This is a genomic window from Pandoraea sp. ISTKB, assembly GCF_001721285.1.
Classification (GTDB): domain Bacteria; phylum Pseudomonadota; class Gammaproteobacteria; order Burkholderiales; family Burkholderiaceae; genus Pandoraea; species Pandoraea capi.
In genome coordinates, this window is record NZ_MAOS01000032.1 from 83,251 (window position 1) to 105,102 (window position 21,852).

General features: G+C 62.3%; 20 protein-coding genes and 1 tRNA gene. 18 read left to right on the top strand and 3 right to left on the bottom strand.

The genetic code is table 11. The features are described from left to right. Window positions 1-30: 30 nt before the first annotated feature. The 15 genes from acpP (at window position 31) to nagZ (ending at window position 14,769) form a co-directional block, all read left to right on the top strand. On the top strand, window positions 31-270 hold the full coding sequence (gene acpP / locus A9762_RS12030; RefSeq protein ID WP_069342266.1) for an acyl carrier protein: 240 nt from the start codon (window positions 31-33) through the stop codon (window positions 268-270). Window positions 271-414: 144 nt separating this feature from the next. Further along, window positions 415-1,653, top strand: a complete 1,239-nt coding sequence (gene fabF, locus A9762_RS12035; RefSeq protein WP_069342292.1) for a beta-ketoacyl-ACP synthase II — start codon at window positions 415-417, stop codon at window positions 1,651-1,653. A 167-nt stretch (window positions 1,654-1,820) separates the two neighbouring features. Next, on the top strand, window positions 1,821-2,420 hold the full coding sequence (gene rpoE, locus A9762_RS12040) for an RNA polymerase sigma factor RpoE (protein ID WP_010805230.1): 600 nt from the start codon (window positions 1,821-1,823) through the stop codon (window positions 2,418-2,420). Window positions 2,421-2,458: 38 nt separating this feature from the next. Beyond that, window positions 2,459-3,151 carry a sigma-E factor negative regulatory protein gene (locus A9762_RS12045; protein WP_069342267.1) on the top strand — a complete coding sequence of 231 codons (693 nt, stop codon included), beginning with the start codon at window positions 2,459-2,461 and terminating at the stop codon, window positions 3,149-3,151. Continuing rightward, window positions 3,152-4,210, top strand: a complete 1,059-nt coding sequence (locus A9762_RS12050; protein ID WP_069342268.1) for a MucB/RseB C-terminal domain-containing protein — start codon at window positions 3,152-3,154, stop codon at window positions 4,208-4,210. Between the two features lie 130 nt (window positions 4,211-4,340). Beyond that, window positions 4,341-5,852, top strand: a complete 1,512-nt coding sequence (locus A9762_RS12055; RefSeq protein WP_069342269.1) for a DegQ family serine endoprotease — start codon at window positions 4,341-4,343, stop codon at window positions 5,850-5,852. 8 nt (window positions 5,853-5,860) lie between these two features. Beyond that, window positions 5,861-6,106 carry a glutaredoxin family protein gene (locus A9762_RS12060; protein ID WP_069342270.1) on the top strand — a complete coding sequence of 82 codons (246 nt, stop codon included), beginning with the start codon at window positions 5,861-5,863 and terminating at the stop codon, window positions 6,104-6,106. 232 nt (window positions 6,107-6,338) lie between these two features. After that, window positions 6,339-8,144, top strand: a complete 1,806-nt coding sequence (lepA, locus tag A9762_RS12065; RefSeq protein ID WP_069342271.1) for a translation elongation factor 4 — start codon at window positions 6,339-6,341, stop codon at window positions 8,142-8,144. 18 nt (window positions 8,145-8,162) lie between these two features. Further along, window positions 8,163-9,077 (top strand): signal peptidase I, encoded by a 915-nt coding sequence (lepB, locus tag A9762_RS12070; protein ID WP_069342272.1) that lies wholly within the window; start codon window positions 8,163-8,165, stop codon window positions 9,075-9,077. A 275-nt stretch (window positions 9,078-9,352) separates the two neighbouring features. After that, window positions 9,353-10,399 (top strand): ribonuclease III, encoded by a 1,047-nt coding sequence (gene rnc, locus A9762_RS12075; protein ID WP_083253857.1) that lies wholly within the window; start codon window positions 9,353-9,355, stop codon window positions 10,397-10,399. A 55-nt stretch (window positions 10,400-10,454) separates the two neighbouring features. After that, a complete protein-coding gene (gene era / locus A9762_RS12080; protein ID WP_069342273.1) occupies window positions 10,455-11,348 on the top strand; it encodes a GTPase Era in 894 nt (297 codons plus the stop codon). Then, on the top strand, window positions 11,335-12,336 hold the full coding sequence (gene recO, locus A9762_RS12085; RefSeq protein WP_069342274.1) for a DNA repair protein RecO: 1,002 nt from the start codon (window positions 11,335-11,337) through the stop codon (window positions 12,334-12,336). Before era ends, recO begins: the two co-directional genes overlap by 14 nt. Next, window positions 12,333-13,094, top strand: a complete 762-nt coding sequence (pdxJ, locus tag A9762_RS12090) for a pyridoxine 5'-phosphate synthase (protein ID WP_069342275.1) — start codon at window positions 12,333-12,335, stop codon at window positions 13,092-13,094. The genes recO and pdxJ overlap by 4 nt, the downstream gene beginning before the upstream one ends. 161 nt (window positions 13,095-13,255) lie before the next feature. After that, entirely contained in the window at window positions 13,256-13,735 is a 480-nt protein-coding gene (gene acpS, locus A9762_RS12095) for a holo-ACP synthase (RefSeq protein ID WP_069342294.1), read from the top strand. Further along, complete coding sequence (gene nagZ / locus A9762_RS12100; protein ID WP_069342276.1) at window positions 13,735-14,769, top strand: beta-N-acetylhexosaminidase; 1,035 nt, start codon at window positions 13,735-13,737, stop codon at window positions 14,767-14,769. Before acpS ends, nagZ begins: the two co-directional genes overlap by 1 nt. A gap of 113 nt (window positions 14,770-14,882) precedes the next feature. On the opposite strand, the gene efp is transcribed toward nagZ, so the two are convergent. Further along, window positions 14,883-15,440, bottom strand: coding sequence for an elongation factor P (efp, locus tag A9762_RS12105; RefSeq protein ID WP_069342277.1), 558 nt, complete (start codon window positions 15,438-15,440; stop codon window positions 14,883-14,885). 140 nt (window positions 15,441-15,580) lie between these two features. After that, window positions 15,581-16,813: an elongation factor P maturation arginine rhamnosyltransferase EarP gene (gene earP, locus A9762_RS12110; RefSeq protein WP_069342278.1), complete on the bottom strand. Its 1,233-nt coding sequence runs from the start codon at window positions 16,811-16,813 to the stop codon at window positions 15,581-15,583. A 501-nt stretch (window positions 16,814-17,314) separates the two neighbouring features. On the opposite strand from earP, the gene uvrC reads away from it, so the two are divergent. Next, complete coding sequence (gene uvrC / locus A9762_RS12115) at window positions 17,315-19,420, top strand: excinuclease ABC subunit UvrC (protein ID WP_069342295.1); 2,106 nt, start codon at window positions 17,315-17,317, stop codon at window positions 19,418-19,420. Between the two features lie 159 nt (window positions 19,421-19,579). On the opposite strand, the gene kch is transcribed toward uvrC, so the two are convergent. Beyond that, the gene (gene kch, locus A9762_RS12120) at window positions 19,580-20,818 is read right to left on the bottom strand and encodes a voltage-gated potassium channel protein (RefSeq protein ID WP_240493528.1); all 1,239 of its coding nucleotides are present in this window, start codon (window positions 20,816-20,818) and stop codon (window positions 19,580-19,582) included. A gap of 176 nt (window positions 20,819-20,994) precedes the next feature. Between kch and pgsA the strand changes: the two genes are divergently transcribed. Further along, window positions 20,995-21,588, top strand: coding sequence for a CDP-diacylglycerol--glycerol-3-phosphate 3-phosphatidyltransferase (pgsA, locus tag A9762_RS12125; protein WP_046289661.1), 594 nt, complete (start codon window positions 20,995-20,997; stop codon window positions 21,586-21,588). 188 nt (window positions 21,589-21,776) lie between these two features. Next, window positions 21,777-21,852: transfer RNA gene (locus A9762_RS12130), tRNA-Gly, on the top strand.

Consider the following 21,852-nt stretch of genomic DNA (forward strand, 5'->3'; position numbering starts at 1 on the left):
TGTCTGAACTAACTACCCCGGAGGGTTTGAATGGATAACATTGAGCAACGCGTCAAGAAGATCGTCGCGGAACAACTTGGCGTGGCTGAAGCCGACGTTAAGAACGAATCCAGCTTCGTGAACGATCTCGGCGCTGACTCGCTCGACACGGTTGAGCTGGTGATGGCTCTGGAAGAAGAGTTCGAGATCGAGATCCCGGACGAAGACGCAGAAAAGATCACCACCGTGCAGCAAGCCATCGATTTCGCCCAGGCTCAGTCGAAGGCCTAATACGCCTACGGATCGCCTGATTGGCCGGGATGCCGACCGGCTCCTGGCGTCAGGCCTGCCTGTCAGCCGCAGGGAGCGCAGGGTCGGACCTTGTCGCCTCTGTGGCTTTTGTTTTGTATGACCCAGCAGAAGAAGGGGAGTATCGTGAGTCGTCGTCGCGTCGTCATTACCGGTCTGGGCCTGATCTCGCCGGTCGGCAACACCGTTGCCGAAGGTTGGGAGAATCTGGTCGCAGGTCGTTCGGGCATCGCCAACATCACGAAGTTCGATGCGAGCAACCATAAGGTTCGCTTTGCAGGCGAAGTCAAAAACTTCGATACCGAGAAGTATCTGTCGGCCAAGGAAGCGCGCCGCATGGATACGTTCATCCATTTCGGCCTTGCAGCCGGCATTCAGGCGTTCGAAGACAGCGGCCTGCAAATCACCGCAGAGAACGCCGAGCGCGTCGGGGTGCTGGTCGGCTCCGGAATCGGCGGCCTGCCGATGATCGAGGATACGCAGACCGATCTGCTCAATGGCGGTCCGCGCAAGATTTCCCCATTCTTCGTGCCGGGTTCGATCATCAACATGATCTCCGGCCATCTGTCCATCAAGTACGGCCTGAAGGGTCCGAACCTTGCCATCGTCACGGCTTGCACGACCGGTCTGCACTGTATCGGTCAGGCGGCACGCATGATTCAGTATGGTGATGCGGACGCGGTGCTTGCCGGCGGTGCTGAATCGACGGTGTCGCCGCTGGGCATCGGCGGTTTTGCCGCGATGACGGCCCTGTCCGCACGCAATGACGATCCGGCGACGGCGAGCCGTCCGTGGGATCGGGATCGCGACGGTTTCGTGCTGGGCGAAGGCGCCGGCGTGATGATGGTCGAAGAGTATGAGCACGCCAAGGCGCGCGGCGCGAAGATCTACGCCGAGCTCAAGGGCTTCGGCATGAGCGCGGACGCGTACCACATGACCGCGCCTTGCGAAGATGGCGACGGTGCCTTGCGCGCCATGACGAACGCGCTGCGCGATGCCGGTATCAACGCCGATGCCGTCAATTACGTGAACGCACACGGCACGTCGACGCCGCTGGGCGATATCGCCGAGACGGTCGCGGTCAAGCGCCTGATGGGCGATGCGGCCAAGAACGTCGTGGTGAACTCCACCAAGTCGATGACCGGCCACTTGCTGGGCGGTGCAGGCGGTCTGGAGTCGGTGTTCACCGTGCTGGCCGTTCACCATCAGATATCGCCGCCGACGATCAATATCTTCAATCAGGACCCGGCTTGCGACCTCGATTACTGCGCAAACACGGCTCGTGATCTGAAAATTGATGTCGCGTTGAAGAACTCTTTCGGATTTGGCGGGACTAACGGCTCGCTGGTCTTCCAGCGCGTCTAAGTTCGCGGGACGCCGCGCAGGCGTCCCGTCCCGCTGACCCACGCTCCGGTGAGTGTGCCCGGGCGTGCGGCGTCAAAGACACTTCCAGCTACGGTGGCGAGTGCTGCCGTGGTGCAATCGGGCCCGACCGGGGCCTGGCAGCCAGAGAAAATACGGATCCATATCAGGTGAGTGAACGAGAAATCGACCAGGCGCTCGTTGAGCGCGTGCAAAAGGGCGACAAAGCCGCCTTCGAGCTATTGGTCGCGAAATATCACCGCAAGATCATCCGCCTCGTATCGCGGCTCGTGCGCGACGCCGCCGAGGTAGAGGATGTGACGCAGGAGGCCTTTATCAAGGCCTACCGCGCCTTGCCGCAATTTCGTGGCGAGTCGGCGTTCTATACCTGGTTGTATCGTATTGCTGTCAACACGGCGAAAAACCACCTGGCAACGCAGGGACGCCGTGCACCGACTTCGACTGAAGCGAACGCTGAAGAAGCGGAAACTTTTGCCGAGGCCGATCAACTAAGGGATATCAACACGCCTGAGTCGATGCTGATGAGCAAGCAGATTGCTCAGACGGTCAACACAGCGATGGAGGCTTTGCCCGATGAACTTCGGACGGCGATTACCCTGCGAGAAATCGAGGGTCTGAGCTACGAAGAGATCGCCGAAGCCATGGGGTGCCCGATCGGAACGGTCCGTTCGCGAATTTTCCGGGCGCGTGAAGCGATTGCCAGCCGGCTGAGGCCGCTGCTGGACACGCCTGACGGTAAGCGCTGGTGAGCGCGCCGCCGGGAAAGTTATTTTCGTTGGGGGATATCATGGGATCAGCGACGGTGCAAACGCAGCGGGGGCTGCAAGCCGAGCGGATTTCCGCGTTGATGGACGGGGAATTCGATCCGGACGAACTGGCCGCCCTGCTGGACGAGGCTGACACCTCGGGCCGGCCTCTGTGGGACGACTACCACCTGATCGGGGACGCATTGCGCTCCGATGAATTGACGCTGCCGCGTTCGGAGTCTGCCTTCATGGCGTCCTTCGCGGCGCGTCTCGACGCTGAGCCGCACCTGCTCGCACCGGCCGCGCTGGCTGATGCACAGGCGGTGGCCGCGCCGGATGCGAAAGCTGCCGGCTCGCGCGTCACGCGTATCAATCCGTTCCTGCGCGTGCGCCGCGTTCTGCCGACGGCTGCGGCCGCTGCGGCCGTCGCTGCGCTGTCGTGGGTCGTGGTGCCGCGTTTGCAGGACCACCCGGCCGGCGGCGCGCAACCGCAGGTGCTCGCTCAGGCGGCTCCCGTGGCCGGTGGCTCCAGCCTGACGCGTGTGGCGCTCTCGCAGCAACCGCAGGCGGCCGTGGCTGCCAACGGTGCCGCCACCGGCGGGCCGAACGATCTGATCGTGCTGCGCGATGCGCGTCTCGACCAGTATCTGGCGGCTCACCAGCAATACGCACCGGCCCCTATCGGCCAGAGCGTTTCCCCCTACATGCGAGCCTCGGCGCAAGCGGACGAATAAATGCAGCGCCTGAGTATCGAATCCTTGCCGCGTGCGCCCATCGGGCGCACTTTCTTCCTGTTCGCTTTCCTGTTGGCGACCACGCTGCAAACGCAGGCGTGGGCCCAGGCGTCCGCGCCGTCCACCGATCCGTTGATCGAGAAGCGTGAAGTCAGCGCCTGGCTCAACAAGATCCACCGCGCCGCGCAGACGCAGAACTACATCGGCACCTTCGTCTACCAGCGTGGCTCGACCATGCGTTCGTCGAAGATCAGTCATTTCGCCGATAAGGGGAACGAGTACGAAGAACTCGAAACGCTCGACGGACGTCAGCGCCGCATTCTTCGTCAGAACGACGACGTCTACACGCTGATTCCCGAGCAGAAGACCGTCTTCCAGGAAAAGCGCGAGAGCAAGGATTCTTTCCCCGCGTTGCTCGCCACGCCCAATCGCGACGTACTCGACTATTACGCGCCGAAGCTGCTGCCGAACGAACGAATGGCGGGCTTCGACTGCATGGTGATCGAGCTTTCGCCGAAGGATGAGTACCGTTTCGGGTATCGCCTGTGGGCCGATCGCAATACCGGCCTGTTGTTGCGTGCGCAGACGCTCGATGCGGAAGGTCATCTGCTGGAGCAGGCGGCGTTTTCGCAAATTTCGATCGGCGTGCCGAACGACAAGGCGCGCATCGTGCACGCGATCCAGGCGACGCACGGCTGGCATGTCGTCAAGCCGCAAATTGCCTCGACGCGGCTGTCCGATGCCGGTTGGAGCATCGACGTCGATAAGAAGGTGCCGGGATTCAAGGCCGTGCGCGAAGTGCGCCGCACGATGCGTTCCTCGGCGGACAGCAAGCCGCTCGAAGTCCAGCAGGTGGTATATTCCGACGGCATGGCGGGACTTTCGGTGTTCATCGAGCCGGCCACGCGTGAGCGCAAGGAAGGCCACGGTAGCGCGGGGGCGACGAACATCCTCATCAAGCGCTATGGCGACTTCTGGCTGACCTTGCTCGGCGAAGTGCCGCAGACCACTCTGCAACAATTCGCCTCCAGTATCGAGTACAAGCAGCCGGCGAAGTGACCGGCTGTCGGGTGGGCCGCGACCGGTAACGGCGCGGTCCGGGCAGCGAGGCGCTTATGAGACGCGATCATGCGTCGGGTGCCGCACTGCCCTCAGGGATTCCGAGACTTTCGCGCACCACGATCTTCCAATGAAGAAGACTCTCCTGCTTCGTGTCATCCTCGGCGGCGCCATTGCCGCTCAATTGGCGGGAGTGCCCGTCGCCTATGCCGCACCGGCTTCTGCGCCGAGCAGCGGTTCAACGGCGTCCAACGCACCCCTCGTCAGCAATCTTCCCGATTTCACGCAACTCGTCGACCGTGTCGGGCCGGCCGTCGTGAACATTCGTACGACCGAGCGCGTCAGCCGTTCACAGCGCGGCTTGCCGCCGGGGATGGACGACGACATGGCCGAGCTGTTCCGTCGTTTCTTCGGCGTGCCGATGCCGCAGCAGCCGGGCCCGAAGGGCGGCACGCCGCGCCGTGGCCAGCCACAGCCGGATGAAGAGCAGAACAGTGGCGTGGGGTCGGGCTTCATCGTCTCGAACGACGGCTACATTCTCACGAACGCGCACGTCGTCGATGGTGCTGACAGCATTTACGTCACCCTGACCGACAAGCGTGAGTTCAAGGCGAAGCTGGTCGGGGCCGACAAGCGCACCGACGTGGCGGTGGTCAAGGTCGAAGCCAAGGACCTGCCGACGGTGCCCGTCGGCGACTCGAACAAGTTGCGTGTCGGCGAGTGGGTGGTGGCCATCGGCTCGCCATTCGGTCTCGAAAATACGGTAACGGCGGGCATCGTGTCGGCCAAGGGCCGCGATACCGGTGACTATCTGCCGTTCATTCAGACGGACGTTGCGGTGAATCCGGGGAATTCGGGCGGCCCGCTCATCAACATGCGCGGTGAGGTTGTGGGCATCAACTCGATGATCTACAGCCAGACCGGCGGTTTCATGGGCATTTCGTTCGCGATTCCGATCGACGAAGTCATGCGTGTGGTCGATCAGCTCAAGAAGACCGGCAAGGTCGTGCGCGGCCGTATCGGTGTGGCGATCAGCGAAGTCAGCAAGGAAGTGGCCGATTCGCTGGGCTTGCCGCGTGCGCAAGGCGCACTGGTGCGCAGCGTCGAGCCGGGCAGTCCTGCCGAGAAGGCGGGCGTGCAGCCGGGCGACATCATCATGAAGTTCGAGGGTCGCCCCGTCGACCACGCCACGGATCTGCCGCGTATGGTCGGTGAGACCAAGCCGGGTTCCAGCGCCACGCTGCAAGTGTTGCGTAAGGGCAAGAATCAGGATCTGAAGATCACGATTGCCGAGGCTGATACGGACACGCCCAAGGCGTCGAAGGCGCAGGGTGGGGCCGCGGATACGCCGCATCCGAATGCGCTGGGCCTGGTCGTCTCCGATCTGACGGAAGCGCAGAAGAAGGACTTGAAGCTGCGAGGCGGCGTGCAGGTCGAGCTGGCAGAGGGTCCGGCGGGGCGCGCGGGGCTTCAGCAGGGTGACATCATCCTGCGCGTCGGCGACGCCGATATTGCCAATGCCAAGCAGTTCGAGGAAGTGGTCAAGGCGCTCGATCCGAAGCGTCTGGTCCCGATTCTCGTGCGCCGTGGCGACGCTACGCAGTTCGTGCCGCTGCGCCCGCGCGCGCCGAGCGGCAAGTAATTCCGCCCATGACCGCGCCGGCGTTCACGCTTTACGGCCGCAAGTGGTGTCATCTGTGCGATGACATGCTTGCGGCGCTCGAAGCGATGCGTCCGGCGTGGGATTTTTCGGTAACGGTCGTCGATGTCGATAGCGACCCCGCGCTCGAAGCCCGGTACGACGAGATCGTGCCGGTGCTGACGCTGGGGGAGCGGGAGTTGTGCCGGTATCGATTCGATGTCGATGCCGTCGCGACGGTGTTCCAGTCGGCTTGACGCCACCGACCCCGCCTGCCACGCCTTCCACGGACGTCTCCTATACCTTCCCGCCATTTCCAGCGTATTGCCGCGAAACATTTGCAACGTCAATGACGTGCGAAACATGCAATAGCGACGTGATTCCGGGCGGCATCGGTGCGCTTTCGGCTAAAATGTCGTGTTTGCCGATTCTCTCGAAAGCCGCTGCCGAGCCGAATCCGATGGCGCCGACTTTTCTATAGCCCGTCTCATGGACCATATTCGCAATTTTTCGATCATCGCCCACATCGACCACGGGAAATCCACCTTGGCCGATCGCATCATCCAGCTTAGCGGCGGTTTGTCCGATCGTGAAATGGAATCGCGGGTCCTCGACTCGATGGACCTCGAACGCGAGCGTGGCATCACCATCAAGGCGCAGACCGCCGCGCTGCAATACAAGGCGCGCGATGGCAAGGTCTACAACCTCAACCTCATCGATACGCCGGGACACGTCGACTTTTCGTACGAAGTGAGCCGCTCGCTGTCCGCATGCGAAGGCGCGCTGCTTGTGGTCGACGCCTCGCAGGGCGTGGAAGCGCAGACCGTTGCCAACTGCTACACGGCCATCGAACTGGGCGTGGAAGTCGTGCCGGTGCTCAACAAGATCGATTTGCCGTCGGCGGAGCCGGAAAACGCGATTCAGGAGATCGAGGACGTCATCGGGATCGAGGCGACGGACGCCGTGCGATGCTCGGCGAAGACCGGTCTCGGCGTGGAGGATGTGCTCGAAGCGCTGATCGCCAAGGTGCCGCCGCCCAAGGGCGATGCGAATGCACCGCTGCAGGCGCTGATCATCGACTCGTGGTTCGACAGCTACGTGGGCGTGGTGATGTTGGTCCGTGTGGTCAACGGCACGCTCAAGCCGAAGGACAAGATTCATCTGATGGCTACGGGTTCGAGCCATCTGGTCGAGCAGGTTGGTGTCTTCACGCCGAAGTCGCAACAGCGTACGTCGCTGTCGGCCGGTCAGGTGGGCTTCATCATCTCGGGCATCAAGGAGCTGGGCGCCGCGAAGGTGGGCGATACGGTGACGCATGCCGTCACGACGACGACCAAGCCGGCCGAGGCGCCGCTGCCAGGCTTCAAGGAAGTCAAGCCGCAGGTGTTCGCCGGCCTCTACCCGGTCGAAGCGAACCAGTACGATGCGCTGCGCGAATCCCTCGAAAAGCTCAAGCTCAACGATGCCTCGCTCCAGTACGAACCGGAAGTGTCGCAGGCACTGGGCTTCGGCTTCCGCTGCGGCTTCCTGGGGCTGCTGCACATGGAAATCGTGCAGGAGCGTCTGGAGCGCGAGTTCGACATGGACCTCATCACCACGGCGCCGACCGTGATTTATGAGGTGACGGAGCGCGACGGTACGGTCGTGTCGGTGGAAAACCCGTCGAAGATGCCGGATCCGGGCCGTATTGAAGAAGTTCGCGAACCTATTGTGACCGTGAACCTCTATATGCCGCAGGAGTACGTCGGCTCGGTCGTGACGTTGTGCCAGCAGAAACGCGGCATTCAGATCGACATGCAGTATCACGGCCGTCAGGTCCGTCTGATTTATGAAATTCCGATGGCCGAAATCGTGCTCGACTTCTTCGATCGTCTGAAGTCGGTATCGCGCGGTTATGCGTCGATGGACTACGAGTTCAAGGAATATCGCGCGTCGGATGTGGTCAAGGTCGACATGCTCATCAACAGCGACAAGGTCGACGCGCTGTCGATCATCGTTCACCGTTCGGAGAGCCGTCGTCGCGGTGCGCAGGTCGCATCGAAGATGCGGGAAATCATTCCGCGTCAGATGTACGATGTGGCGATTCAGGCGGCAATCGGTGCGAACATCATTGCCCGTGAAAACATCAAGGCATTGCGCAAGAACGTGTTGGCAAAGTGCTATGGTGGCGACATCACGCGTAAGAAGAAGCTGCTCGAGAAACAGAAGGAAGGTAAGAAGCGCATGAAGCAGGTGGGGAGCGTTGAAATTCCCCAGGAAGCGTTCCTTGCCATTTTGCAAGTCGAAGACAAATAACGTAGCGACGGGTCCCGCATGAATTTCGCCCTGATTCTTTTGATCCTGGTGCTGGTGACCGGGGTGGCCTGGGTGGCCGACAAGTTGGTGTTTCAACCGGCGCGCCGCCGGGCAGCACAAGACGCTGTGTCGCAGTTCGATCAGCAGCAACTGGCCTTGCAGGGTTCCGGCATTCAGGGCTCTGGCGCACAGGAAGGCAATGCACTGGCGAGCGCACGTGCGAAGTTGCGGGACGAAAAACTCCGTCAACCGTGGTGGCTGGAATATTCGGCCAGCTTCTTCCCGGTGATTCTGGCGGTGTTCGTGCTGCGCTCGTTCGTGGTCGAGCCGTTCAAGATCCCGTCCGGGTCGATGATTCCGACGCTGCTCGTCGGCGATTTCATCCTCGTGAACAAGTTCGACTACGGCATTCGTCTGCCGGTGGTGAACAAGAAGATCATCGACCTCGGCGAGCCGAAGCGTGGCGATGTCGTGGTGTTCCGTTACCCGAAAGATGAGTCGATGGACTACATCAAGCGTGTGATCGGTGTGCCGGGCGACGTCGTGGCGTATCAGAACAAGAAGCTCACGATCAACGGCGAGCCGGTGCCGGAAACGGCCTTGCCGGATTACTTCGACGACGAACACATCGCCTACTTCAAGCAGTTCGAGGAGACCGTGGGCGGCGTCAAGAACCGGATTCTGAACGATCCGAACGTGCCGCCGTACATCATGGGCGCCGACGACTTCCCGAACAAGCAGAACTGCCAGTACAACAGCCAGGGCGTGATCTGCAAGGTGCCGCCGGGCAACTACTTCATGATGGGCGACAACCGCGACAACAGCGCGGATAGCCGCTACTGGGGGTTTGTGCCGGAACAGAACATCGTCGGCCGCGCATTCTTCATCTGGATGAACTTCTCGAATCTGAAGCGTCTGGGCAGCTTCCAGTAAGTCTCGATGTCCCGGAGGAGAGCGTCTCCTTCGATGGGCATTGAATTGATGCGGAAATTGACGCAATTTCGTCGATTTCCGCATTATTATTTTCAAATAAGAAATAAAAGATGCGACGGGGGGTGACTACCGATGGGAAGCGTCTGTCCTGACCTCGGTATTGTCCGATCCACTGCTCTCACGTGAGTCCGAAAAGCCCGCTGGACGGGGGTAAAGCCCGTCGTTTCTTGGCGACGACGCACGCCGGGGCGGGAGCGTCGCGCTATACTTGCGCCATGCCTCAATCACTGAACCAACTGGAAGAACGCCTCCAGTACCGTTTCCACGATGCGGAATTGCTTTGCCAAGCACTGACGCACCGTAGCCATAGTGCCGCCAACAATGAGCGGCTGGAGTTTCTCGGCGATTCCATTCTGAATTGTTCGGTCGCAGCGATTCTGTTCCGTCGCTACGGCAAGCTCGACGAAGGCGACCTCTCTCGTGTGCGTGCCAATCTCGTGAAGCAACAGTCGTTGTACGAGATCGCGCAGACGCTTGGTGTTTCCGATTTCCTTCGCCTGGGCGAAGGCGAGCTCAAGAGCGGCGGTTTCCGTCGCCCGTCGATTCTGGCCGATACCCTCGAAGCCCTGTTCGGCGCCATGTACCTCGACGGTGGATTCGAAGCGGCCTACGCGGTCATCGAGCGTCTTTACACGCCGGTGCTCGAACACGTCGATCCGAAGACGCTCGGCAAAGACGCCAAGACGCTGCTCCAGGAATATCTGCAAGGGCACAAGATCGCACTGCCGCAGTACACGGTGATCGCCACGCACGGCGCGGCACACAACCAGCAGTTCGAGGTGGAGTGCACGGTGCCGAAGCTCGACATCAAGGTCGGTGGCTCGGGCGCGAGCCGCCGGGCGGCGGAGCAAGCCGCTGCCAAGAAGGCGCTGGAAGAGGTGCAGAAGATGCCCGCGCTGACCAAGCCGAAGGCCGAGAAGAGCGCCAAGGCGGCGAAAAAGCGTGCTGCGAAGGCCGCGGCTTCCGAAGCGAAAAAGGCAGAGAAGGCGGCGAGTGCCACGAACGCCACGGCGGCACAGCAAGTCGAAGTGAAAGACGCGAAGGACATCAAGGAGTCGCGAGAGCCGAAGGACGCGCGTGATGCCGCAGCGGGATCATTAGCGGCACCGGCGATGACAGCGTCGAGCCACGCTGCGCCGCGCGGCACGGCAGCGCCCGCCGACAAGCCGGCGGAAAAACCTTCGGAGAAGGCTGTCGAAAAAGCTGCCGACAAGCCGGCAGAGAAGGCCGACGCCGCCAAGCAGCCTCCGGCAGCCGCCTGAGTCCCATTCGGGGGAGAGCGCAACGCGCTGCCCCTTTTCAAGAGAGTTTCCAAACATGAACGATAAGACGGATTTTCGCTGCGGTACCGTGGCGATCGTCGGGCGTCCGAACGTCGGCAAGTCGACGTTGCTCAACGCCCTCGTCGGTCAGAAGATCAGCATTACGTCGCGCAAGGCGCAGACGACGCGACATCGCATTACCGGCATCAACACCACGGAAGATGCGCAGTACATCTTCGTCGACACGCCGGGGTTCCAGACACGTCACGCCACGGCACTGAACCGCTCGCTCAATCGTGCGGTCACGTCCACGCTCTCGAGCGTCGATGTCGTGATGTTCGTGATCGAGGCGGGGAATTTCGGGCCGGACGACGAGAAGGTGCTCAAGCTGTTGCCGGAGACCACGCCGGTGCTGCTCATCGTCAACAAACTCGATCGCATCAACGACAAGGCGGAAATGCTGCCGTTCCTGCGCAAGGTGGGTGAAGTGCGGGATTTCCGGGAAATCGTGCCGCTGTCCGCGAAGCGTGCGGATGACATCAAGCGCCTGCTCGGCGTGCTGCGTCCGTATCTGCTCGAAGGCGATCCGATCTATGGCGAGGACGATCTGACCGATCGCAGCGAACGCTTCATGGCGGCAGAGATTCTGCGCGAGAAGGTGTTCCGCTGGACCGGCGACGAGTTGCCGTACACGAGCACGGTCATCATCGACAAGTTCGAGGTGGAAGGAAATCTGCGCCGTATCTTCGCGACGATTCTGGTCGATCGCGATAACCACAAGGCAATGATCATCGGTAACAAGGGCGCGAAGCTCAAGCAGATTTCGACCGATGCGCGTCTGGATATGGCGAAGCTTTTCGATGGGCCGGTGTATCTGGAAGTCTGGATCAAAGTGAAGGGCGGCTGGGCCGACAACGAAGCCGGCCTGCGGGCATATGGCTACGAGTGAGCTCGAAACCTCACACGACGACATCGCTGCACCCGCCGAGGTAACCCCGGCGGGCAACGCGCCGCGAACGTCGCGTGGGTCCTCGTCGTCGGCGACCGGGGCACGGCCCACGCGTCAGTCCCGTAGTCCGCGCTCACGCGCCGTGGACGACGAAGCCTCGGAAGCCTTTCAGCAGGCCGAGGCTAATGCCGAGAACGCCGGTCGTGATACCAAACGCGAAACCAAGCGTGTTCGGCGTGCGCCGTCACCCGCCCGGGTGGCCGAGCGCGAGCAGAGCCGGGTGACGGAACAACCCGGCTTTGTGCTCCATAGTTATCCCTACCGCGAAACCAGCCTGATCATCGACGTGCTCACGCGAGATCACGGCCGTATCGCGTTGGTTGCGAAGGGCGCGAAGCGCCCGCATTCCGCGCTGCGCGGCGTGCTTCAGACCTTTCAGCCGCTCTCGCTGGCCTGGCTGGGAAAAGGCGAGCTGCGTACGCTGACGAAAGCCGAGTGGGTGGGCGGGTTGCGTCCGCTGGAAGGCGACGCGTTGCTCTCGGGCTTCTATCTGAACGAACTGCTGGTGAAGTTTTGTGCGCGCGACGATCCGCACGACAAACTGTTCCAGCACTATCTGACGACACTCCATCATCTGGCGCACGGCGAGCCGGCAGGTATCATCCTGCGCGCGTTCGAGCGCGTGCTGTTGCGCGAGACCGGCTATGCCGTGGCGTTCGACCGTTGCACGCAAACGCGCGGCAAGGTCACGTCGGATCGCCGTTACGTGTTTCATCCCGACTGGGGTGTGCGTCCGGCGCGTGGCGACGAGCCGTCGGACTGGCCCGTGGTCATCGGCCAGACACTGCTCGACATGGAGCAAGACGATTATTCACGGGCGCAGACCGTGCAGCAAAGCAAGCTGCTCATGCGCTTTCTTCTCAACCACCATTTGGGCGGCGTGCCGCTCAACACCCGGCAGATCCTGCTCGACCTGCAAAAACTATGAGCCTCTTCTTCCAAGGCAACCCCATCGACCTCGGGGTGAACATCGATCACGTTGCGACGGTGCGCAATGCGCGCGGTACGCAGTATCCCGACCCGATCCGGGCCGCATTGCTGGCTGAAGAGGCGGGCGCCGATGTCATTACGCTGCATCTGCGCGAAGACCGTCGCCACATTCGCGACGAGGACGTGACGAATCTGCGCGACAAGCTGATCACGCGCATGAACCTCGAATGTGCGGTCACGGAAGAGATGCTGAAGATTGCGTGCAGCGTGAAGCCGCACGATGTCTGCCTGGTGCCTGAGAGCCGTCAGGAGTTGACGACCGAAGGCGGTCTGGATGTCGTGGGGCTGTACGACCGTATCGCGGCGGCAACGCAGCAACTCGGCGAAGCGGGTAGCCGCGTGTCGCTCTTCATCGATCCGGATGCAGCGGCGATTGAAGCTGCCGCACGCATGGGCGCGCCGGTGGTCGAACTGCACACGGGGCGTTACGCCGAAGCGCACGACGAAGCGACGCGTGAGGCGGAGTTTGCCCGCATCGAGCGTGCGGTCGCGCTGGGCGTGTCGCTCGGGTTGCGTGTCAACGCTGGCCACGGTCTGCATTACGAAAACGTGCAGCCGATCGCCGCGATCGAAGGCATTTCCGAGTTGAACATCGGCCACGCCATCGTTGCGCATGCACTGTTCGCCGGCTGGGAAAATGCGGTGCGCGAGATGAAGGCCATCATGGTGGCCAGCCGTATCGCGGCGCGCGGTTGAGCGTGCGACTTTTCTTTTCGCCAGCGCTGAATTTGCGATAACGCGACGCGAGACTCATGAGCGATACGACACCCTCGTCCTCCCAGCCCATTTCGTCGGCTTCGTCGGCCTCGTCCACCCCGTCCGACGCGTCTGCATCGCCGGATACGCCGGATACGTCGGTGCAGCGCGGGCACGTTGTCGCCCCGGCGCAAGGTGCGACAGGGATCTACGGTGTCGGCACCGACATTTTGCAAATCAGCCGGGTGGTCGGCGTCATGACGCGCACCAAGGGCCGATTTGCCGAGCGCGTGCTGGGGCCCGAGGAACTCAAGGTTTATTACGCCCGTCAGAAGCGCTCCGAGGTACGCGGACTCGCCTACCTGTGCACGCGGTTCGCCGCGAAGGAGGCGGTGTCGAAGGCCATCGGCCTCGGCATGCGCTGGCCGATGACGTGGCGCGCGGTACAGACGCTCAACGCGCCGTCGGGCAAGCCGGTGGTCGTGGCGTCCGGCGAGTTGGTGCAGTGGCTGGCGGACCGGCAACTGTCGATCGAGATCTCGATCACCGACGAAAAAGACTATGCGGTCGCGTTTGCGATCGCCTCGCGCCATTTGGATAACTCAAGCAACGCAAGCCATATTGCATCGGAGAAAACGTAATGACGAAGCGCAGGCCGGGCCCGGTGATGCTGGACGTCGTCGGGCTGACCCTCAGCGAAGATGACATCCGTCGCATCGACCATCCGTTGACCGGGGGTGTCATTCTGTTCGCCCGCAACTTCGACGATCGTGCACAACTGTGTTCGCTCACGAAGCAGATTCGCGACGTGCGCGACGACATTCTGATCGCGGTCGATCACGAAGGCGGACGCGTGCAGCGCTTCCGTACCGATGGCTTCACGCATCTGCCCGCAATGGGCAAGTTGGGCAAGCTCTGGCATGACGACGTGTTCAAGGCGACGCGCGTGACGACGGCTGTGGGTTACGTGCTGGCGTCGGAACTGCGGGCGTGTGACATCGACCTGAGTTTCACGCCGGTGCTGGATCTCGATTACGGCACGTCCACCGTGATTGGCGACCGTGCATTCGACAGCGATCCGCGCGTTGTGGCCATGCTGGCCAAGAGCCTCAATCACGGATTGCTGCTGGCCGGGATGGCGAACTGCGGCAAGCATTTCCCGGGGCACGGTTTCGTGGCTGCCGATTCGCATCACGAGATTCCCGTCGACGAGCGTTCGCTCGACGAGATTCTTGCCGTCGACGCGCAGCCGTACGACTGGCTGGGGATGTCGCTTTCGGCCGTGATGCCGGCGCACGTGATCTATCCGCAGGTCGATCCGAATCCGGCAGGTTTTTCGGCCAAATGGCTGAAAGAAATCCTGCGAGGCAAGTACGGGTTCGACGGCGTGATTTTCAGCGACGATCTGTCGATGCAAGGGGCGAGCGCGGCGGGCGATGTCGTGACGGCAGCGCATGCAGCACTGGATGCCGGCTGCGACATGGTGCTCATCTGCAATAGTCCGGAGAAGGCGGATCGCCTGCTGCGCGAGATGAAGCCGGTCGCCGACACGGTCTCGCAGCGTCGTATCAAACATCTCCAGGGCCGTGGCAAGGTGCATGGCTGGGAGAAGATGCTGGCGCAGCCGGAATATCAGGCGGCGAAGCGTTTGATCGCAGAGACGTTCGGCGGGTAACGAAACGCAAACCCGGCCACTCAAACAAAAAGCGCTCGACCCCGAAGGGACGAGCGCTTTTTTGTTACCTGACGAGCCCGACACCCGAAGGCGCCGCGCTCACAAGCCGTCGATTAGACGCGGCTCTTGTATTCGTCGGTACGCGTGTCGATTTCGATCATGTCGTCGGTGTTGACGAACAGCGGCACCTGAATTTCCAGCAGGTCGTTGATCTTGGCGTTCTTCAGAACGCGGCCCGACGACGTGTCGCCCTTGACGGCCGGTTCGGTGTACTCGACCTTGCGCACGAGCGTGGTCGGCAGTTCGACCGAGATAGCCTTCTCGTTGTAGAACACGACTTCGCACGGCATGTCGGCTTCAAGGTACTTGATCGCGTTGTCCATGTTTTCCGCTTCGACTTCGTACTGGTTGTACTCAGCGTCCATGAACACGTACATCGGATCGGCGAAGTACGAGTACGTCACTTCCTTCTTGTCGAGCGTGACGGTGTCGAACTTTTCGTCTGCCTTGTACGTGAATTCGCCACGGCCTTCCTTCAGCAGCTTCTTGTACTTCAGCTTGACCATGCTGGAGTTGCGGCCCGACTTGACGAATTCGGTGCGGAGCACGACGTTCGGTTCATTCTCGAGAATGAAGACGTTACCGACGCGGAGTTCTTGAGCGGTTTTCATAAAAAACGAGATCCTGTGACGAAATAAGCGATTTGCCGCTTGTTGAGCGCTTCCATACGCCCATTCGCCGCTTGATTCCCGCGTCCGCCCGGAACGGTCTCCGGGGCAGCAGGTTCAGCAGCAAAGCGTTGAAAAACCAGCTATTTTACCTGATTTTCCGCGAAGCTTGCCAACTGTCGCGCAAGGTCCGGGAGGCTCGCCTGAGCCTGCGCCCATGCCTGCGCATGGCGGTGCAGCGCGGGTAAGGCAGACGCCAGCGCTGCCCAGTCGGGCGCCGTGCTCGCGTAACCGTTCCAGAGGTGCCAGAAGGTGCGCAAGGCCTCTCGCGCACCATGTTCGAGCGGGGGCGTCGTGCCGTCCAGGTAGCGTTCGAGGAACGCGTCGAGCTTCACGTGATGCGCATTTTCGTCCTGCGGATAGATATGCCAGACGAATGGCTTGGCGGCCCATTGCGCCCGGACGAACGAGTCCTCGCCGCGTACGAAATTGAGATCGCAGGCCCAGAGCAGAGCGTCGAATTCAGTTTGCGGGACGAAAGGCAAGCCGTACACCGTCAGCGCTCCGCGCGTGGCCGATTCTCCCGGCGCGAACGCCTCGCGGCCGAACCACTCGCCAACGGCGGGGGCGATACGCCCCTGGGGCACAAGACAGGCGATAGGCGTCTGGCTGGCCGCCCACTGGGCGAGCAGTCCCGGTAGCGCCGCGTTCTCGTACGCGAAGAGCGAGACGACCAACGCATCCTGCGGTGCGGCGGGCAGCCCCAGCGTACGTTGCCACCATGCGTTGCGCAGGTCGTCAGACGCGAGAAAAGCGTCACGACGAGAGAACAACTCGCGCTCGCGGGCGAGTCCACCCGTACGGGGCGTAAAGCCGGGCAGGAAGAACGTTTTGACGAGCCCCAGTTGCGGATGGACCGACTTCTGCAAATGAAAGTCGTCGACCCATGCTTCCGCGCTCAGGTATTCGAGGTTGATCCAGATCGGCGCGCGACCGGCTTGCTTGCGGGCGTGCATCGCCTGGATGTAGTTGTCCGGAAGGTAGCAGGCGAAGGCTTCGATGACGATGTCGCCGGGAGCGTTGTCGTCGGTGATGGCACCGAAGTCGGCATCCCAGCGACGTACGTCGATGCCGTCGCAGCGCTGCCGGGGTGACGTCGGGTCGATGTCAGGGCGCAGATAGCGGAAGCTCGCGAGGTCGTCGACCCACAGCCGGACCGACCAGCCGTGCTCGCGCACGAGTTGACGTGCAAGCCGCCAGCACACGCCGATATCGCCGAAATTGTCGACGACCGTGCAGAACAGATCGCAGCGCGGTACCGGAGGAAGGGCGCCTGAGATCGGGGCGACGGAGGACGGCGTGACAGGCAGGGACATTGAGAAGCGGAAACGCGGATTGGTCTAAACTCCTGATTTTAGTCCCTGTGACGCGTGACGATGTCGTCTTGCGGCGACGCGCCCGGTGCAAACACCGGCGCCGGTGTCACCGCTGCCGTCGTATCGCGCCGTTTCCCGGGGACGCACCGATCGCCACAGTTCATGACCGAAGACGCCCACGACGTCACGCCGCCGCGCAAGTCCCGCAAAGCCAGAGCCGCTCAAGCCGAGTCGGGGAAGACCGTCGCTCAGCCGACGAAGACGTCGGCGTCGGTCGACGATTCCGTCGCGCTGTCTGACACCGGTGTCGTCGAACCCACCGGGACCGCTAAGGCGACCGATGCGGCCGAAGTGGTCGCGACGGGCACGACGGCCGCGGCGAGCGACGCACCGGTCACCACAAAACCGGCCAGGGCCAGCAAGACGACGCGCGCACGCAAAGCCGGTAACGTCGATGGCGCCGACGCCGCTTCCCAAACCGGCGACGCCAACGATGCCCCACTGTTCGACGCCCGCAAGGTCCTCGCGCAATTGCCGAACCTGCCGGGCGTTTATCGTTACTACGACGCAGCGGGCAACGTCCTCTACGTAGGCAAAGCGCGCAATCTCAAGAAGCGCGTATCGAGCTACTTCAACAAGACGCAGCTTTCACCGCGTATCGCGTTGATGGTCGCGCGTATCGCGAAGCTCGAAACGACCGTGACGCGCTCGGAAACCGAGGCGCTGCTGCTTGAGAACAATCTGATCAAGGCGCTGCATCCGCGTTACAACATCCTGTTTCGCGACGACAAGTCGTATCCGTTCCTCAAACTCACGCAGCACAAATACCCGCGCATGGCTTACTACCGGGGTTCGGTGGATCGTCGTGGGCAATATTTCGGACCATTCCCGAGCGCATGGGCGGTGCGCGAAAGCATCCAGATTCTGCAAAAGGTCTTCCAATTGCGGACGTGCGAAGACTCCGTCTTCTCGAACCGCACGCGGCCTTGTCTGCTGAATCAGATCGAGCGATGCAGCGCGCCCTGCGTGGGGGCGATTACGGACGAGGACTACGCGCGCGACGTGCAAAACGCTGCGGCATTCCTCTCCGGACGACAGAACGAGGTGCTCGGCGCGCTGGAAGCCAAGATGATGACGTATGCCGAGGCGCTTCAGTTCGAGCAGGCGGCGGTGGTACGCAATCAGATGCAGGCGTTGTCCGGTGTTCTCCAGCAGCAATCCGTCGAGACGGCGGGGGATGTCGATGCCGACATTCTGGCCGTCGCCTACGCGGGCGGGCGCGCATGCGTGAACCTCGCGATGGTGCGCGGCGGACGTCATCTGGGCGACAAGGCGCATTTCCCAGCGCACGTTGAGCGCGGTGTCGAAGGTGGCATTGCCGACGAGTTCGAGGAAGACGAAGTGCTGGCGCAGGACGCATCGGGCGACCCGCCGAAGGACGCGACCCTCAACGAAGGCGAGATCGCTGGCGAGATGCCGTCGGATACGCCATCGGCGTCGCTTGAATCGCGACTGCTCGAAGCCTTCGTCGCGCAGCACTATCTGGGGCAGTCGGTGCCCCCGGTGCTGGTCGTGAGCCACGCATTGCCCAACGACGAGTTGCTGGCCGCATTGTCTGAGCAGGCCGGCCGTCGTATTGCGATGGTGCGGCAACCGCAGGGACAACGTCGCGCGTGGCTCGACATGGCGCAGCAGGGGGCGCAACTGGCACTGACGCGTCTGTTGACCGAGCAAGGCAGCCAGCAGGCGCGAACGCGTGATCTGGTGCAGACGATCGGGCTCGATATCGACGATCCGGCGTTACTGCGCGTCGAGTGCTTCGACATCAGCCATACGCAGGGCGAAGCCACGCAGGCGTCGTGCGTCGTCTTCCATCATCACAAGATGCAGACGAGCGAGTACCGGCGCTACAACATCGCTGGCATTACGCCGGGCGACGACTACGCGGCGATGCGTCAGGTGCTCACGCGGCGATATGGCCGTCTGATGGAGGCGGCGTCGGCGGCTTCAGTGGCGTTGGCCGATGCGGCCGACCCGTCATCGGTCGCGGCCGATGTCGCGCGTGCCGAGGCCGAGACTTCGGTCGTTGCGGATGGCGAGGCGACTGACGTGACGGCATCGACGGCATCCGGTAAGCCGGACGTCTCCGATGTCGAAGCCAGCCTGCCGCAACTGGTGCTGATTGACGGCGGCAAGGGGCAGGTGGAGGTCGCGCGTCAGGTGTTCGTCGAGTTGGGTATCGACATCGGCCGTCTGGTCGGCGTGGCGAAGGGCGAGGGACGCAAAGTGGGTCTCGAAACGCTGATTTTTGCCGACGGCCGGGCGCCGCTGGAGCTGGGCCGCGAGAGCGCCGTGCTGATGCTGATCGCGCAGATTCGTGACGAAGCCCACCGCTTCGCGATCACCGGCATGCGGGCCAAGCGTGCGAAGGCGCGTCAGACGTCGCGACTTGAGGAGATCGAGGGGATTGGCGCGAAGCGACGTCAGCGCTTGCTGATGCGCTTCGGCGGTTTGCAGGGGGTGGCGTCGGCAAGCGTCGACGAACTGGCCAGCGTCGAAGGCATTTCCACGACCCTCGCCGAACAGATCTACCGTCAGCTTCACTGATTGCCATTGGCGTCAGTCGATAGAACGCGTACCGCGAATCCGTGGAGGCACACTGGAACCGCCTCGCCGTTGCGCGCAACGCCAACGGTGCGGGCGCGATCACGGCGCTGGCTGCGTCGTCGTCTCGAATGGCACGACGCCACGCCACATCACTTCACATCACGTGTCGCCGTGAAACAGCAGGCGCATGACGGTCTCGTTGTCGACCGTCTCCCCGGATAGCGTGCGCGCGAGGAGTTCACCGCCGACGACCGGCGGCGCGAAGATCATATCCGGCTGCACGCGCTTGAGTTTGCTCAGATGCTTGCTGTCGTTGACCGACGCAATCGTGCGAACTTTCGGTGCGATCTCCTTGGCGGCAAGCACGATGAAGGCGTTTTCCGAATCGTCCGCCCGCAAGGCGAGCACGGCTCTCGCGTGATCGATCCCGGCTTGCGTGAGCACGGTGTTATCGCTGGCGTCGCCGTGCATGACATCCGCGCCTTCCGGATACGGGTTGTCGACACCGCTTGCGATGATGACCGTCACCGGCCAGCCGCGCTTGGTGAGTTCGTGGTGAACGTTGACGGCAAGCGGCGAGGCGCCGGCCACGATGAAGTGGTTCTTTCGTATCACGTGTGTGAATCTCCCGGCGAGAATTTTCTTGAGGTTGCCCCCCACCAGCGGGCCGATGACGACCGTGAGCGATGTGGCGAACACGCTGATCCCGAAGATGATGACCGAGGCGGTGAACAGGCGCGCGTCTGTCGAGATGGGCACGATGTCGCCATAACCGACGGTCGTCATCGTGACGATGGCGAAGTAGAAGGCGGTCGCCAGATCGGTGACGTTCGGCTTGAATTCGCGCCCCAGATACATCGTGCCGAACGTCGCGTAGACCACTAGCGCGAACACCGCCACGAGCGTGTAGAGCGTGGCGGCGGCAAAGCTTGCCCGGTCAAACTCACGCCAGTACCAGAGCAGCAGGCCGAAGCAGACGAGCGAAAGGACGAACGTCAGATCGAAGCGGATGTTGAGGTGGAAGTTGATCGTGGCGGCGAGCACGAGCATCACCAGCGTGAACGCCCAGGCGGTGCGTGCGCGGATGACGAGCCCGCAGGCGAGCGCGACCAGCGCCAGACCGACGAGCGCGCGGGGCAGATGCGAGAAGTCGATGCGCTCGATGGCGTTCAGGCCGAACAGCAGGCGGGGCAAATGGGTGGCTTCGATGCGCTCCAGCGCGGAGATGTCGCCGCGCACGAACAGGTCGATGAGCAGCGAGCCGGGCACGCGCAGGAGGACAGACGCGACGAGCAGCAGGCCGTCGATGCCGACCAGCGCCGCGATGACGATGTGCGCGGAGAGCACGGGGCGGTGCAGGGCACCACGCAGGGCGGGCAGGGGCCGGGGCAGTTTCACGAGATCGGCGCTATTGGCGGGATGTTGCGAGCAAGATAGGGGCACACCGGCGCACATGTCAACAGGCGTGAGGTGCCTCGGCCTTGTCGCTGCGGGGCAGACACGGCACAATGCGGGTCTGGTACGGCTGCCGAGCGCGCCGTGTGTCGACCGCTGTTTGCCGAACTCATGCTGCCATGCCTTTTAATGTCCCCATCTTCCTGACCTGGCTTCGGATCGTGCTGATCCCGCTGGTGGTCGGCGTCTACTATTTGCCGACGACCTGGTTGTCATCGGTCGAGATGAACTGGGTCGCGTGCGCGGTGTTCGTGCTGGCGGCGCTGACGGACTGGTTCGATGGGTTTCTGGCGCGTCGCTGGAACCAGACGTCGGCATTCGGCGCATTCCTGGACCCGGTGGCCGACAAGCTGATGGTGGCGGCGGCGCTGCTGATGCTGTTGCAGATGGGCCGGATCAATGCGCTGGTGGCACTGATCATCATCGGTCGGGAAATCACGATTTCGGCGTTGCGCGAGTGGATGGCGCAAATTGGCGCGTCGCGCAGCGTGGCGGTGCATCAACTGGGCAAGATCAAGACGGCGGCGCAGATGGTGGCGATTCCGCTGTTGCTGTTCAACGGCACGGTGGCATGGAACGGTCTGCGTTTCGACTCGCGCTTCTGGGGCACGTGGCTCATCTACGTGGCGGCGGTGCTGACCTTGTGGTCGATGCTGTACTATCTGCGCCGCGCGTGGCCGCAGATTCGCGAGCGTGGCGGCGCGCAGATGTGAGCGTAAGTCCCTGAAAATGCGGGATAGACGCGCGATCCGCGCAGTGAAGGAGAAAATACTTCACAAATTTTCAGTGCAGGTGCTTGACACTGAATCGACGTTTAGACATAATCTCCTTCTCGCTGCTACGGCACTAGCCCAGCAGCGAAGTTTTAAGAAGTTGATGGATTGGTAGTACGCATGACAATGCGGGAGTAGCTCAGTTGGTAGAGCGCAACCTTGCCAAGGTTGAGGTCGCGAGTTCGAGACTCGTCTCCCGCTCCA

Coding starts and splice junctions, on each gene's coding strand:
- acpP (WP_069342266.1), top strand. CDS start 31: ATGGATAACATTGAGCAACGCGTCAAGAAGATCGTCGCGGAACAACTT.
- A9762_RS12045 (WP_069342267.1), top strand. CDS start 2,459: ATGGGATCAGCGACGGTGCAAACGCAGCGGGGGCTGCAAGCCGAGCGG.
- A9762_RS12050 (WP_069342268.1), top strand. CDS start 3,152: ATGCAGCGCCTGAGTATCGAATCCTTGCCGCGTGCGCCCATCGGGCGC.
- A9762_RS12055 (WP_069342269.1), top strand. CDS start 4,341: ATGAAGAAGACTCTCCTGCTTCGTGTCATCCTCGGCGGCGCCATTGCC.
- A9762_RS12060 (WP_069342270.1), top strand. CDS start 5,861: ATGACCGCGCCGGCGTTCACGCTTTACGGCCGCAAGTGGTGTCATCTG.
- lepA (WP_069342271.1), top strand. CDS start 6,339: ATGGACCATATTCGCAATTTTTCGATCATCGCCCACATCGACCACGGG.
- lepB (WP_069342272.1), top strand. CDS start 8,163: ATGAATTTCGCCCTGATTCTTTTGATCCTGGTGCTGGTGACCGGGGTG.
- rnc (WP_083253857.1), top strand. CDS start 9,353: ATGCCTCAATCACTGAACCAACTGGAAGAACGCCTCCAGTACCGTTTC.
- era (WP_069342273.1), top strand. CDS start 10,455: ATGAACGATAAGACGGATTTTCGCTGCGGTACCGTGGCGATCGTCGGG.
- recO (WP_069342274.1), top strand. CDS start 11,335: ATGGCTACGAGTGAGCTCGAAACCTCACACGACGACATCGCTGCACCC.
- pdxJ (WP_069342275.1), top strand. CDS start 12,333: ATGAGCCTCTTCTTCCAAGGCAACCCCATCGACCTCGGGGTGAACATC.
- nagZ (WP_069342276.1), top strand. CDS start 13,735: ATGACGAAGCGCAGGCCGGGCCCGGTGATGCTGGACGTCGTCGGGCTG.
- efp (WP_069342277.1), bottom strand. CDS start 15,440: ATGAAAACCGCTCAAGAACTCCGCGTCGGTAACGTCTTCATTCTCGAG.
- earP (WP_069342278.1), bottom strand. CDS start 16,813: ATGTCCCTGCCTGTCACGCCGTCCTCCGTCGCCCCGATCTCAGGCGCC.
- pgsA (WP_046289661.1), top strand. CDS start 20,995: ATGCCTTTTAATGTCCCCATCTTCCTGACCTGGCTTCGGATCGTGCTG.